Origin of the sequence: Rahnella sp. NRRL B-41462 (genome assembly GCF_003263525.1) — a bacterium.
Taxonomy (GTDB): Bacteria; Pseudomonadota; Gammaproteobacteria; order Enterobacterales; family Enterobacteriaceae; genus Rahnella; species Rahnella aceris.
Window position 1 is genome coordinate 1 of sequence record NZ_JYDF01000097.1, and the last position, 13076, is coordinate 13076.

Below are 13076 nucleotides of genomic sequence, written 5' to 3' on the forward strand. Positions count from 1 at the left end.
AGGGAAGTGAGAGAAAAAAGGTCGAAATATCCCTTAAAAAACAATGCCGGTCACCTTAAGTGACGGCATTAGCCGCACAAGGCTCCTTTTAATTGTGAGAAGGTTAAAGATTTTGATATACCAATAATATTACCACTGTCCAAATATTCGACTGAATGAGACTTATTCGTACGGCAGAGCAATAAATAAAAATATGATAGAAAATAAAAAAAAGCGCTGATACATCAGGCTATCAGCGCCAAAAACTTCATTATTTATACTACTGCATCCAGACGTTCCTGAACTTAATAAGCATAGTCTACATTTTAATAATTTGTATGCCTCATTTTCATTATCCTGATCAATTTAATTATTTAGCCCTGTCAACATGTCATTACGCGGAAAACTCAAAAAACGAATACAAATAATTTACGCAAATCATAAAAACCTAAAAATAATATGATGAAACCAGAATAAAGCAGAGGGCAATTATAATAAAACGAGGAATAACAACGTCATTTAACATTAGCCTGCTAGTCACAACATCAATACATCCCTGTGATCTGGCGCACTATTTTGAATAGTACCCGATAACGCCGTGAAAATTAAAGTACATATAAATCAAACTATTGAGTTTGATTTGTGATAATTAATGAATTTCGACCTAAGGTAAATTATTTTTTTACCGATAAATATTTCAGCTACAATGCACCCACACCAGGGAATGCTAAAATAATATAAGAAAACATATGGATATGTTAAATAAGGATTTTATTATGTTAACCAAACTGACTTTCAAAAATCTTTCAAAAAGAATGTATGGCGTTCCAGATTTATCGTATTGATTATTATCATCACTGGTGTGTCACTTTGCTGTATTCAGGTTGAGTTCATTTTGTCTACTGTCACCCGGCGACACTTTTATAAATTTAACCACGCATGAAGGTTTATAATGACGGAAGTAAATGTTTACGGACAAGAATTGGGTCAATCACTCCCCGACTGGCAGCCACGCTCGCTCCCGCAAAAAGTTATACTTAGGGGGAAATATTGTCTGCTTGAGCCGATTGATCTCAAACATAGCCGGGATTTATTTGACGCCTGGCACAGTATCGATGACGAACGTGACTGGACATACTTTCATATTAAACGCCCCATCACGATCAGACAGTGCGATCACTATATCGCCTCACTTTCCGCAAGCAAAGATCCGCTTTTTTACGCGGTGATTAATTTGTCCACGGGTAAGGCCACGGGCTTTCTCGCGTTGCAACGAATGGACCCTGATAACGGATCTGTAGAAATTGGCTGGGTTAACTGGTCACCACTTATGAAACGGACCTTGTGCAGCACAGAAGCCATATTTCTTTTACTCTCTTACACCCTGGAAACACTCCAGTATCGCCGGTGCGGTTGGAAATGTGACAGCCTGCATCAGGCCGCCATCAGTGCGGCTGAAAGACTTGGATTTACCTATGAAGGTACGCTCAGACGGACACAAGTCTCGAAGGGGCATAGCCGTGACATCCGCTGGTACTCCATTATTGACGAGGAGTGGGATGGGATCCGTCGGGCCATGGAAAGTTGGTTAAGCCCTTCCAACCTTGATGACCGTGGAAAGCAAAAGTATCCGCTGGCAGAGTTTATGCCTCACCCGTAGCAGGTAAATGGGGAGAGACCAAAACCAATCCTGATGCAGACTATAGCCTTCGTCTGCATCGGGCGTTTTTCGTGTAGATCCGCTGATTCATCAGCAGCCTATCCGGTTGCCGGGATTATTTTTAACTACATCATTACCGTATGTCCGGCACAGATAAATGCATCCTCCCGGGCTTTTTCAGGCTGATTTCGGGTATTAAGTTAAATACAGATGATGAATGCCATGATTATTTTCACGCATGAAATATCTGGCGGCACATCACATGGCGAACAATTACACTATAAGGGCGGCAACACGCCTTTGTGTAAGCAAGGCTTGATTTATGTCTACGCGTAGTGGCCCTGAAAGGCGTAGGCTACCGTTTTTCCGGTGAAGGAATACCGGGTTAATATCCATTCTTCTGTCAGGTGATTTACATCCTATGAATACTTCAGGAAGACGCCATATCAGGCCTTTCAGCGCACTGATAGACGCCTGTTTTCGTGAAAAATATACGCTTCAACGCTTACTCAAAGATGCCATTGCTGGCGTCACCGTGGGGATCATCGCCATCCCGCTGGCCATGGCGCTGGCCATTGGCAGCGGTGTACCGCCGCAATACGGGCTGTATACGTCGGCCATTGCCGGGATTGTCATCGCTGTTTTCGGAGGATCACGTTTCAGTGTTTCCGGCCCGACGGCGGCGTTTGTTGTCATTCTCTATCCAGTCTCACAACAGTTCGGCTTGTCCGGTTTATTGCTGGCTACGCTGATGTCTGGTTTTATGCTCCTCTTCATGGGGCTGGCGCGATTTGGCCGGTTGATCGAATACATACCGCTGCCTGTCACGCTCGGCTTTACGTCCGGTATTGCGATCACCATCGGCACCATGCAATTTAAAGATTTCTTTGGCCTGACGATGGCAACGGTGCCGGAACATTATCTGAGTAAAGTTGCGGCGCTGGTCATGGCGCTGCCAACGCTGGATATCGGCGATGCCGCGATAGGGATCGTGACGCTCGGTATATTAATCCTCTGGCCAAAACTGGGATTGCGCGTGCCCGGCCATCTTCCGGCTCTGCTGGCGGGTTGCGCGGTGATGGCCATTTTCATGCAGGCAGGACACCCTGTCGCCACCATAGGTTCACGCTTTCACTTCCTGCTGCCTGACGGTTCGCAGGGCAACGGCATTCCGCCTATTTTGCCGCAATTCGCCCTGCCGTGGACTCAATCCGATGGCAGCGGACTGAGCTGGTCTCTGGTGCAGGCGCTGCTGCCTGCTGCGTTTTCCATGGCAATGCTGGGCGCGATTGAATCCCTGCTCTGCGCCGTGGTGCTCGATGGCATGACCGGCAAAAAACACCATTCGGATAACGAACTGATCGGTCAGGGTATCGGCAACATGGTCAGCCCTTTCTTTGGCGGCATCACCGCTACAGCGGCGATTGCGCGCTCTGCGGCTAACGTTCGCGCCGGTGCAACATCTCCGGTCTCGGCCATTATTCACTCGCTGCTGGTGATCCTCGCCCTGCTCATTCTCGCACCGTTGCTTTCATGGCTGCCCCTGGCGGCGATGGCGGCGTTATTGCTGATGGTGGCGTGGAATATGAGCGAAGCGCATAAAGTGGTGGATTTACTGCGCCGTGCACCGAAAGACGACATTCTGGTGATGCTAACCTGCATGAGCCTGACGGTACTGTTCGACATGGTGATTGCGATTACCGCAGGTATCGTGATGGCGTCGCTGCTGTTTATGCGCCGTATCGCCAAACTCACCCGCCTGACGGAAGTGATGGCCGACATACCGGAAGATACGCTGGTGCTGCGTATCAATGGCCCGCTGTTCTTTGCTGCGGCGGAACGTATCTTCAGTGAATTGCAGGTGCGCAGCGAAGGCAAGAAAGTGATCATTCTGGTATGGGATCGCGTTGCCGTACTCGATGCCGGTGGCGTCAGTGCATTACGCAACTTCATCAATACCTTGCCGGAAGGCACAGAACTGCGAATCGCTGAGATCCCTTTCCAGCCGCTGAAAACCCTGGCCCGCGCCAGAATGCAGCCGGTGGAAGGCAAACTGAGTTTCCACAGTTCTTTGCACGACGCGTTATAAACCTGCGCGGTAAACGGAAAAGGCGACCCGGAGGTCGCCTTTGTTTTATCTGAATAGGTCAGATTACTTGCTGGTATCGAGCGCCGGGAAGCTTTTCACCAGATCGTCGATGGCTTTCATCTGAACCAGGAACGGTTCCAGTTTATCAAGCGGCAAGGCTGACGGACCGTCGCATTTCGCGTGAGCAGGATCTTCGTGCGCTTCGATAAACAGACCGGCGATACCTACCGCCATACCGGCACGAGCCAGTTCAGCAACCTGAGCACGACGACCGCCAGAAGCAGCGCCGAAAGGATCACGGGTTTGCAGTGCGTGAGTCACGTCGAAAATCACCGGATGACCGCCCGTAGCATTGATCATCACATTCATGCCCAGCATGTCGACAACCAGATTGTCATAACCGAAGTTACTGCCGCGATCGCACAGAATCACCTGATCGTTGCCGCCTTCTTTAAATTTGTCGACGATGTTGCCCATCTGACCGGGGCTGACGAACTGTGGTTTTTTCACGTTAATTACTGCGCCGGTTTTCGCCATGGCTTCAACCAGATCGGTCTGACGCGCCAGGAATGCAGGTAACTGGATCACATCAACCACTTCAGATACAGGCTGCGCCTGCCAGGATTCATGCACATCGGTGATGATTTTCACGCCGAATGCTTTTTTCAGCTCCTGGAAAATTTTCATACCTTCATCCAGGCCCGGACCACGGTAGGAATGAATAGATGAGCGGTTGGCTTTATCGAAAGACGCCTTGAACACGTAAGGAATGCCGAGTTTCTGCGTCACAGTGACGTAATGCTCGCACACACGCATCGCCATATCGCGCGATTCCAGTACATTCATCCCGCCGAACAATACAAACGGCAGATCGTTGGCGACTTTGATGTCCTGAATGCTAACCACTTTATGTTTCATGCTTTGGCCTTTTTAGTGATAAATCCTTCACCCGAAAATAACATAACTCATTGTTATATCATAACTTTTCGAATGTGACGTAAGGTAAGTATAAATTAGTGCAACGTAACTTGTTTGTGCTCAATCGAATGGATCTGCACTTTAATCACTTCTGAAATCGGGTCTTCCGGACACTGCTCAACAAAATAATTGAGATCAGAAATCGCCACATGGTCGCATTCCAGCTGAGCATAAATCAGCCCGCGATCGCGGATTTCATAGGGGTCTTCCGGGTCAAACTGCAATACCGTTTCACTGGCGCGCAGAGCCAGTTCGAACTGTTTTTCTTCCATCAGCGCGGCTTTCAGCGTATCAAGCATTTTGCGGACGATCAGCGTGTTTTCCGCTTCTTCCAGATCGTCATCTTCTATTTCCGCCATTACGCCCAGATTGCCTTTCAGCCATACGCTGAGCATATGCTCATTGAGCGTATCGCCGTTGATCGGATTAAGCAGCCACATTTCTTCGTCGAGCCAGTCAGCACGCAAGATAAGCTGAGTGGGGAAAATCACCGGCATCAGCGGCAAACTCAGTTCATGGGCAATGTGCAGAAAAATCACCCCCAGTGAAACCGGTGTGCCCTGACGCGAAGACAGCACTTTGTCGATCCAGATAGCATCAGACAGACGATAAACGCCGCCAGCGCCCCCAAAACCCCAGGTGCGGTAAAACAGTTCAATCAACACTTCGAGCTGCTGATCCTGATCAAGCTCTTCAGGAACGACGCGGCGGGCTTCATCGACCAGTGACTGTAACTGGTGGCGAACGTCGTCCGCATTGAAATCGAAACGCACGGCTTCCGTTACTTTGATCACCCCGGTACTGAGCCGGGCGGTGTTAAATTCAAAATCAGCAAGGGTACTCATAGTTATCCCATTAGCAGCGGTATTTTCGTCAGCGCCAGTTTAAGAATCAGATACAGGCAAGCGAGCGCCAGAATAAAGGCCAGCCAGCGGATGTTCTGACTGACTGGTCGCTTGCTCAGGGCCACAAAACCCAGCGCGATATAGATAATAACGCCAAAAATCTTTTCGGTCAGCCAGGTTCCCTGAGGGCTGAACGGATAAAAGTGTGTGATGAAGATAAGCGAAATACCACTTAATAACAGCACTGTATCCACAATATGGGGAACAGTCTTCACCCAGCGTTTCTGCATCATAGCAGAACCTGCCCATTTCCAAAAAAATCGTAAAACAAACAATGCAATACTCAGGGTTATAGTGAGCAGATGCAGATTCTTGATCCAGACATATACCATTGTCCGTTTCCTTTGAAATTTAAATTCTAACCAATTGATTTTCTTCTGATCCGTGTAGCGGCTCCCACTGCCCGAGGCTGACACGATCGTTATCGCCATAATCTTTTACCGTCGCGATATGCTGATAACCGGCATCGCGCAATAACGCCTGCACGTCAGTCGCCTGCTGCCAGCCATGTTCGAGCAGTAACCAGCCGCCTTTGTGAAGATACGCGGGTGCCGCCTGAATAATATGCGCCAGATCAGCCAGACCGGCATTTTCTGCCACCAGCGCGCTGGCGGGCTCAAAACGTACATCACCCTTCGCCAGGTGCGGATCGGCGGCATCGATATACGGCGGATTACTGGCTATCAGCGCGAAACGTTCACCGGCTACCGGTGAAAACCAACTGCCCGGCAAAAATCGCGCATTCAGGATATTCAGCTTTTGCGCGTTGTGTTGGGCGAGGCGTACAGCATCCGGTTGCAGATCGACACCGGTAACCTTGCAATCCGGGCGTTCACTGGCCAGCGCCAGTGCAATCGCACCGGTTCCTGTGCCGAGATCCAGTATGCTGACGGGTTGAGAAGGCAGACGGATCAACGCCTGTTCCACCAGGCATTCGGTATCAGGACGGGGAATTAATGTCGCGGGAGAAACAGACAGTGGCAGCGACCAGAATTCTCGCTCGCCGGTCAGATAGGCAACCGGTTCGCCCTGCTCACGTCGCGCAAGCAGAATTTCCAGTTGTTGAAGTTGTCCGGCTGTCAGCAGCGTTTCGCCAAAAGCCATAATAAAAGTTCTTGCCCGGCCGGTCACAAAACCAAGCAAGATTTCAGCATCCCGCTTCGGGCTTTCACCCGCAGCAAGACGGCGGGTGGCATCACGCAGCCAGGACTGAAAATCCATCAGTCCTGCTCAGATAGCGCGGCGAGTTGATCGGCCTGATATTCCTGCACGATCGGCTGGATCAGACTGTCCAGTTTACCTTCCATCACTTCATCCAGACGGTAAATCGTCAGGTTGATGCGGTGATCGGTAACACGCCCCTGCGGGAAGTTGTAGGTACGGTTGCGATCAGAACGGTCGCCACTGCCGAGCAGGTTACGGCGCGTCGAGGCTTCTTCTGCCTGACGTTTTGCCACTTCCGCAGCACGGATACGCGCGCCCAGCACGGACATCGCTTTGGCTTTGTTTTTGTGCTGTGAACGTTCATCCTGACATTCCACCACGATACCGGTTGGAATGTGGGTAATTCGAATCGCGGAATCCGTGGTGTTAACGTGCTGTCCGCCAGCGCCGGATGAGCGGAAAGTATCAATGCGCAAATCGCCGGCGTTGATTTCCGGCAGCTCGGCTTCCGGAATTTCCGGCATCACGGCAACGGTACAGGCGGAGGTATGAATACGCCCCTGAGATTCGGTTTCCGGTACACGCTGAACGCGGTGGCCGCCTGACTCAAATTTGAACTGGCCGTAAGCGCCCTCACCACTGATTTTGGCGATCACTTCTTTATAACCGCCGTGTTCGCCTTCGCTGGCGCTCACGATCTCTACACGCCAGCGACGCATTTCGGCGTAGCGGCTGTACATACGGAATAAATCACCGGCGAAAATAGCCGCCTCGTCACCGCCGGTTCCTGCACGAATTTCCAGGAAACAACCGCGTTCATCGTCCGGATCTTTTGGCAGTAACAGAACCTGTAACTTTTCTTCGAGTTCTTCGATATTGGCTTTGCACTCTTTGATCTCATCCTGCGCCATTTCGCGCATCTCAGGATCGTCGAGCATCATCTCAGCAGTTTCTAAATCTTCCTGTGCCTGACGCCAGGCAAGAAAACATTCAGAAACAGCCGTTAACTGTGAATATTCGCGGGAAAGACTGCGGAATTTATCCTGATCGGCAATGACGCCGGCATCGCCAAGCATCGCCTGCACTTCTTCGTGGCGCTCTTGTAACGCTTCCAGTTTGGCAACAATAGAAGGCTTCATGCGTGGTGTTTAACCCTGTGAGAAAAGGAGAACTATTGCTGACCCAGCCCGAGGCTGTCGCGTAAAATTTGCAAACGCTCCACATCACCGTCGCTGGCTGCCTGTTGCAGAGAACGGGTTGGTGCGTGAATAAGGCGGTTTGTCAATTTGTGGGCTAATTCATGGATCACCGCTTCGACGTCAGCGCCCTGCGCAATGGCGGCAAGAGCTTTTGCTTGTGCGTCGGCGCGAATAATATCAGCACGCGAGCGATAATCACGAATAATTTCAACGGCTCCCTGCGAACGCAGCCAGGCCATGAAGTTTGAACTCTCCTGCTCAACGATAGTTTCAGCCTGAATGGCCGCCGCTTTGCGTTGTGCAAGATTGTTTTGAATGATGCTGTGCAGGTCATCGACGCTGTACAGATAGGCGTTCGCCAGTTTGCCGACTTCCGGTTCGATATCACGCGGAACGGCAATATCCACCATCAGCATCGGCTGGTTACGGCGGGCTTTTAACGCGCGCTCGACCATGCCTTTACCAATAATCGGCAGCGGGCTGGCGGTAGAACTGATAATAATGTCCGCTTCAGCGAGGCGGGAATCGATATCCTGCAGACTGATCACTTCTGCGTTCACTTCCGTCGCCAGCACCTGCGCACGTTCACGCGTACGGTTGGCAATCATCATGTGGCGGACATTATGCTGATGCAGATGACGCGCCACCAGTTCGATGGTTTCACCCGCACCGACCAGCAAGACGGTTAGCTCAGAAAGGGATTCGAAAATCTGGCGTGCCAGAGTACAGGCCGCAAACGCAACAGAAACGGCGCTGGCGCCAATATCAGTTTCAGTACGCACACGCTTGGCCACGGAGAAAGATTTCTGGAACAGACGCTCCAGTTCACCGGAAACCGCCCGTCCGTTTTGCGATTCGGCGAAGGCTTTTTTAACCTGCCCCAAAATCTGCGGCTCGCCTAACACCAGTGAATCCAGTCCACTCGCCACGCGCATCAGATGGCTGACGGCTTCATTATCATGATGCCAGTACAGGCTTTTGCGCACTTCATCTTCACTCAGATGATGGTAATCGCATAACCACTTAACCAGTTGCTCCTGCAGGTTTTCCTGTTGCTCAACGCTCAGATACAGCTCAGTGCGGTTGCAGGTAGACAACACGACACCGCCCTGCACCAGCGGTTGCTGGAGCAGACTGGAGAGCGCCTGATCGAGGGTCTCGGGTGAAAATGTTACCCGTTCACGCAGAGACACCGGGGCGGTTTTGTGGTTGATACCTAATGCAAGCAGGGTCATAGGGAGAGCGATTATCGGCTTATACTTTATAATAGTATGGGTTTACGTCTGTTGGGCATTCTACAAGATGCGCGAGATCAATAAAAGGCGAACAGCATCTTCGGTTAAATCCTTTTACACATCAGCATTGTCCCAAAACCTTTCAATCGCCGATCATCTGCACAGGGTTGAGATCACCCCTCGCGCGGGCTGTGCTAAACTGACGCACGCCACATTTGCCCTGGCATCCCATTTCGCCAAAGCACAAAGGATTTTATCTGTTATGCCAATGCGTAAAGCACACTTTGTTCGCCTTCTTCCTCTTGCAAGCTTAGTCCTTGCCGCCTGTTCGATTAACGCGCCGAAAGGCCCGGCGACCAGCCCGACTTCACCGCAGTGGCGTGAACACGAAGCTCAGGTTAAACAACTCGAGCATTATCAGACCCGCGGTTCTTTCGCTTATCTTTCCGATAAACAGAAAGTCTATGCCCGCTTCTTCTGGCAACAATATTCCCCTGACAGCTACCGTTTATTGCTGACCAATCCGCTGGGCAGCACGGAAATGGAATTAAAAGTGCAAAGCGGTATTGCGCAGTTGACCAACAATGAAGGCAAGCATTACACCAGTGATAATCCGGATGACATGATCCAGAAACTGACCGGTATGTCGATTCCGCTGGCTAATCTGCGTTTGTGGATGCTCGGTTTGCCGGGTGACGGCACCGATTTCACCCTCGACAGTCAGTACCGCCTGTCACAAGTTAAGTTCACGCAGAACGGAAAACCAGGCACCGTGGTGTATCAGAGCTATGACGAGGATGCCAAACCGTCCCTGCCGCAGCGTCTGGAAATGACCCAGGGAGAACAGCGTATCAAGCTGAAAATGGATAACTGGACGCTAAACTGAGATGACGCAGCAATGGTGGCCTTCTCCGGCTAAACTCAATTTGTTCCTTTATATCACCGGCCAGCGCCCGAATGGCTACCATGATCTGCAGACACTGTTTCAGTTTGTGGATTACGGTGACAGCCTGAGTTTTAAAGTCCGCGACGACGGCGATATCGTGCTGACCACGCCAGTTGAAGGCGTTGCAGATGACGAGAATCTGGTGGTACGCGCCGCCCGTCTTCTGCAACAGCACGCGGGCACGTCTCAGGGGGCAGACATTACCTTGCAAAAACGAATTCCAATGGGCGGCGGTCTGGGCGGCGGTTCTTCCAACGCCGCCACTGTGCTGGTGGCACTGAATGCGATATGGAATTGCGGCCTTTCTGATACCGAACTGGCTCAGATGGGTGTGACGCTGGGCGCGGATGTGCCGGTCTTTGTGATGGGCCATGCTGCTTTTGCTGAAGGGATTGGCGAGATTTTGCAGCCGGTCGAACCGGCGGAAAAATGGTATCTGATCGCCCATCCGGGTGTCAGCATTGCGACGCCGGTGATTTTCAGCGATCCGCAACTGACCAGAAATACACCAAAACGCACTGTAAATGTGCTTTTAGACACGCCTTACGCAAATGATTGCGAACCGATTGCGAGAAAACGTTTTTACGAGGTTGAACAGCTACTTTCTTGGCTGTTAGAATACGCGCCGTCGCGACTGACCGGAACGGGTGCCTGTGTGTTTGCGGAATTCGACACCGAGTCTGCCGCCCGTCAGGTTTTAGACAAAACACCATCGTGGAGTCGGAGTTTTGTCGCACAAGGTGTTAATATCTCGCCGTTGCACCGTTTTCGTGACGTCTGGTTGAGAACTGCGGGCAAAGCGTAGAGAGTCACGGTAGTTTTGTGTCTGTTCTTTGCCAGCCAATTATTCAACAGATTTAAGTAGTAAGATTTAGAAGTATCGTGAGCATAATGCTTTGGTACCGCTCACCGCCCGGTGGTGCCAAAAGCCAATGTCTTCCCTGGACGCAAGCCTGAGGTTCTTCTCGTGCCTGATATGAAGCTTTTTGCTGGTAACGCCACCCCGGAACTAGCACAACGTATTGCCAACCGTTTATACACCAGCCTTGGTGACGCCGCCGTCAGTCGTTTCAGCGACGGTGAAGTAAGCGTGCAAATTAACGAAAATGTACGTGGCGGAGATATTTTCATTATCCAGTCCACCTGCGCGCCTACTAACGATAACCTGATGGAACTGGTCGTAATGGTTGATGCCTTACGCCGCGCCTCCGCTGGTCGTATCACAGCCGTTATTCCTTACTTCGGCTATGCACGTCAGGATCGCCGGGTTCGTTCTGCCCGTGTGCCTATCACCGCTAAAGTTGTTGCTGACTTCCTGTCCAGCGTCGGTGTTGACCGTGTTCTGACTGTAGACCTGCATGCAGAGCAGATTCAGGGCTTCTTCGATGTCCCGGTAGACAACGTGTTCGGCAGCCCTATTCTGCTTGAAGACATGTTGCAACAGAACCTGGAAAACCCGATTGTGGTTTCTCCGGATATCGGCGGTGTTGTTCGTGCCCGTGCTGTGGCAAAACTGCTGAACGATACCGATATGGCTATCATTGATAAACGTCGTCCACGCGCAAACGTTTCTCAGGTGATGCACATTATCGGTGACGTCGCTGGTCGTGACTGCGTACTGGTTGATGACATGATCGATACCGGCGGCACGCTGTGTAAAGCTGCCGAAGCACTGAAAGAACGCGGTGCTAAACGCGTATTCGCGTATGCCACCCACCCGATTTTCTCCGGCAATGCAGTGGAAAACATCAAAAACTCCGTCATCGACGAAGTGATTGTCTGTGACACCATCCCGCTCTCCGCTGAAATCCGTGCACTGAAAAAAGTGCGTACCCTGACCCTGTCAGGCATGCTGGCTGAGGCTATCCGCCGCATCAGTAATGAAGAATCCATTTCTGCGATGTTCGAGCATTAATCATTATGCCCCTGTTTTCAGGGGCATTTTGTTTTGACAGAACCTGAAATGCAAAAACCGTTATCGTGTGAGCGACAACGGTTTTTTTATTACTAAAGAAGCCAGATTACAGCCTGATAAACTCAGGAATGACGGTGTGACTTACCGTTCGTGCAGCGGGAATCAAAATGACGAACCCACCAGTACCTGTCTGCAACACGCTCCTGTCCACCGACTCTGGCTCCCGCCAGCCATAAAATGGCGCCGACGAAGATGCTACCAATTGCGCCATGCGCTAAAAATTGTGGTAACCCCAGTTCAGGCATCTGATTCAGGATGGAATAACCAACACCACCGACCATTGTGAGCAAACCGAGTCCCATCAGGCCATTGCCGATTATTCTTGCGGTTTTACGTTTCATAAGTCACCTCCAGTTGTCGATAGTCTTAGCATCACTGCTGTCTTGTCTTTTCCTGCCTTTAACTATAGACGTCCCATCCGGTTCACTTTGCGGTCACGATCACAGACAGAGAACATTGAATGACAAATCTTTACGTTTTCCAGTCAGATACGTTCGGAAAGTGAATAGTCAGACACGTAAACTATTCAAAATCTGGCACATCAGGCGGGTTTGCCCTGTCTGATATTTGGCACAGCCCAAAGTGACAGGTAAACTAGCGCGCTAAACCTCACCGGATAAAGAAGCGAACATCGTGAGCAGCATTAAATTGATCGTTGGACTGGCCAATCCCGGCGCAGAATACGCCCAGACCCGCCATAATGCCGGCGCCTGGTACGTCGACCTTCTCGCCCGCCAGCACAACCAGCAACTGAAAGAAGAAAGTAAGTTTTTTGGTTATACCGCCCGCCTTTCTCTGGCCGGTCAGGACGTCCGTCTGCTGGTGCCGACCACCTTTATGAACCTGAGTGGCAAAGCGGTTCTGGCGATGGCGCAGTTCTATCGCATTGAGCCAGATGAAATTCTGGTCGCGCATGACGAGCTGGATATCCCGCCGGGCATGGCGA

13 protein-coding genes are annotated in these 13076 nt (G+C 50.9%); 6 read left to right on the forward strand and 7 right to left on the reverse strand.

The genetic code is table 11. The features are described 5' to 3' along the window. The first annotated feature begins 931 nt into the window (after nt 1-931). Both UC14_RS20980 and dauA read left to right on the forward strand, forming a co-directional pair. Nucleotides 932-1639, forward strand: coding sequence for a GNAT family N-acetyltransferase (locus UC14_RS20980; RefSeq protein WP_013575581.1), 708 nt, complete (start codon nt 932-934; stop codon nt 1637-1639). Nucleotides 1640-2060: 421 nt separating this feature from the next. Continuing rightward, nucleotides 2061-3728, forward strand: coding sequence for a C4-dicarboxylic acid transporter DauA (gene dauA, locus UC14_RS20985; protein WP_037034063.1), 1668 nt, complete (start codon nt 2061-2063; stop codon nt 3726-3728). Between the two features lie 63 nt (nt 3729-3791). Here dauA and kdsA read toward each other — a convergent pair whose 3' ends face one another. The 6 genes from kdsA to hemA all read right to left on the reverse strand — a co-directional run bounded on the left by kdsA (nt 3792) and on the right by hemA (nt 9209). Beyond that, nucleotides 3792-4646 (reverse strand): 3-deoxy-8-phosphooctulonate synthase, encoded by an 855-nt coding sequence (kdsA, locus tag UC14_RS20990; RefSeq protein ID WP_015689950.1) that lies wholly within the window; start codon nt 4644-4646, stop codon nt 3792-3794. Between the two features lie 95 nt (nt 4647-4741). Beyond that, nucleotides 4742-5551 carry an invasion regulator SirB1 gene (gene sirB1 / locus UC14_RS20995; RefSeq protein WP_013575584.1) on the reverse strand — a complete coding sequence of 270 codons (810 nt, stop codon included), beginning with the start codon at nt 5549-5551 and terminating at the stop codon, nt 4742-4744. 2 nt (nt 5552-5553) lie between these two features. Then, a complete protein-coding gene (locus UC14_RS21000) occupies nt 5554-5943 on the reverse strand; it encodes a SirB2 family protein (protein ID WP_013575585.1) in 390 nt (129 codons plus the stop codon). Nucleotides 5944-5962: 19 nt separating this feature from the next. Continuing rightward, nucleotides 5963-6832, reverse strand: coding sequence for a peptide chain release factor N(5)-glutamine methyltransferase (gene prmC, locus UC14_RS21005; protein WP_013575586.1), 870 nt, complete (start codon nt 6830-6832; stop codon nt 5963-5965). After that, nucleotides 6832-7914: a peptide chain release factor 1 gene (prfA, locus tag UC14_RS21010; protein WP_013575587.1), complete on the reverse strand. Its 1083-nt coding sequence runs from the start codon at nt 7912-7914 to the stop codon at nt 6832-6834. The genes prmC and prfA overlap by 1 nt, the downstream gene beginning before the upstream one ends. Before the next feature lie 32 nt (nt 7915-7946). After that, nucleotides 7947-9209 (reverse strand): glutamyl-tRNA reductase, encoded by a 1263-nt coding sequence (gene hemA / locus UC14_RS21015; protein ID WP_013575588.1) that lies wholly within the window; start codon nt 9207-9209, stop codon nt 7947-7949. Between the two features lie 262 nt (nt 9210-9471). Between hemA and lolB the strand changes: the two genes are divergently transcribed. The 3 genes from lolB to prs all read left to right on the forward strand — a co-directional run bounded on the left by lolB (nt 9472) and on the right by prs (nt 12070). Beyond that, nucleotides 9472-10095 (forward strand): lipoprotein insertase outer membrane protein LolB, encoded by a 624-nt coding sequence (gene lolB / locus UC14_RS21020; RefSeq protein WP_013575589.1) that lies wholly within the window; start codon nt 9472-9474, stop codon nt 10093-10095. A 1-nt stretch (nt 10096) separates the two neighbouring features. After that, entirely contained in the window at nt 10097-10960 is an 864-nt protein-coding gene (gene ispE / locus UC14_RS21025) for a 4-(cytidine 5'-diphospho)-2-C-methyl-D-erythritol kinase (RefSeq protein ID WP_013575590.1), read from the forward strand. Nucleotides 10961-11122: 162 nt separating this feature from the next. Next, a complete protein-coding gene (gene prs / locus UC14_RS21030) occupies nt 11123-12070 on the forward strand; it encodes a ribose-phosphate diphosphokinase (RefSeq protein WP_013575591.1) in 948 nt (315 codons plus the stop codon). 122 nt (nt 12071-12192) lie between these two features. On the opposite strand, the gene ychH is transcribed toward prs, so the two are convergent. Further along, nucleotides 12193-12471: a stress-induced protein YchH gene (gene ychH / locus UC14_RS21035; protein WP_013575592.1), complete on the reverse strand. Its 279-nt coding sequence runs from the start codon at nt 12469-12471 to the stop codon at nt 12193-12195. Between the two features lie 292 nt (nt 12472-12763). Between ychH and pth the strand changes: the two genes are divergently transcribed. After that, a partial coding sequence (gene pth, locus UC14_RS21040) for an aminoacyl-tRNA hydrolase (RefSeq protein WP_198670102.1) occupies nt 12764-13076 on the forward strand: 313 nt, incomplete at its 3' end.

Excerpts from the sequence above, each read along its gene's own strand:
- lolB (WP_013575589.1), top strand. The coding sequence starts at position 9,472 with ATGCCAATGCGTAAAGCACACTTTGTTCGCCTTCTTCCTCTTGCAAGC.
- kdsA (WP_015689950.1), bottom strand. The coding sequence starts at position 4,646 with ATGAAACATAAAGTGGTTAGCATTCAGGACATCAAAGTCGCCAACGAT.
- prfA (WP_013575587.1), bottom strand. The coding sequence starts at position 7,914 with ATGAAGCCTTCTATTGTTGCCAAACTGGAAGCGTTACAAGAGCGCCAC.
- ispE (WP_013575590.1), top strand. The coding sequence starts at position 10,097 with ATGACGCAGCAATGGTGGCCTTCTCCGGCTAAACTCAATTTGTTCCTT.
- UC14_RS21000 (WP_013575585.1), bottom strand. The coding sequence starts at position 5,943 with ATGGTATATGTCTGGATCAAGAATCTGCATCTGCTCACTATAACCCTG.
- hemA (WP_013575588.1), bottom strand. The coding sequence starts at position 9,209 with ATGACCCTGCTTGCATTAGGTATCAACCACAAAACCGCCCCGGTGTCT.
- ychH (WP_013575592.1), bottom strand. The coding sequence starts at position 12,471 with ATGAAACGTAAAACCGCAAGAATAATCGGCAATGGCCTGATGGGACTC.
- sirB1 (WP_013575584.1), bottom strand. The coding sequence starts at position 5,551 with ATGAGTACCCTTGCTGATTTTGAATTTAACACCGCCCGGCTCAGTACC.
- UC14_RS20980 (WP_013575581.1), top strand. The coding sequence starts at position 932 with ATGACGGAAGTAAATGTTTACGGACAAGAATTGGGTCAATCACTCCCC.
- prmC (WP_013575586.1), bottom strand. The coding sequence starts at position 6,832 with ATGGATTTTCAGTCCTGGCTGCGTGATGCCACCCGCCGTCTTGCTGCG.
- dauA (WP_037034063.1), top strand. The coding sequence starts at position 2,061 with ATGAATACTTCAGGAAGACGCCATATCAGGCCTTTCAGCGCACTGATA.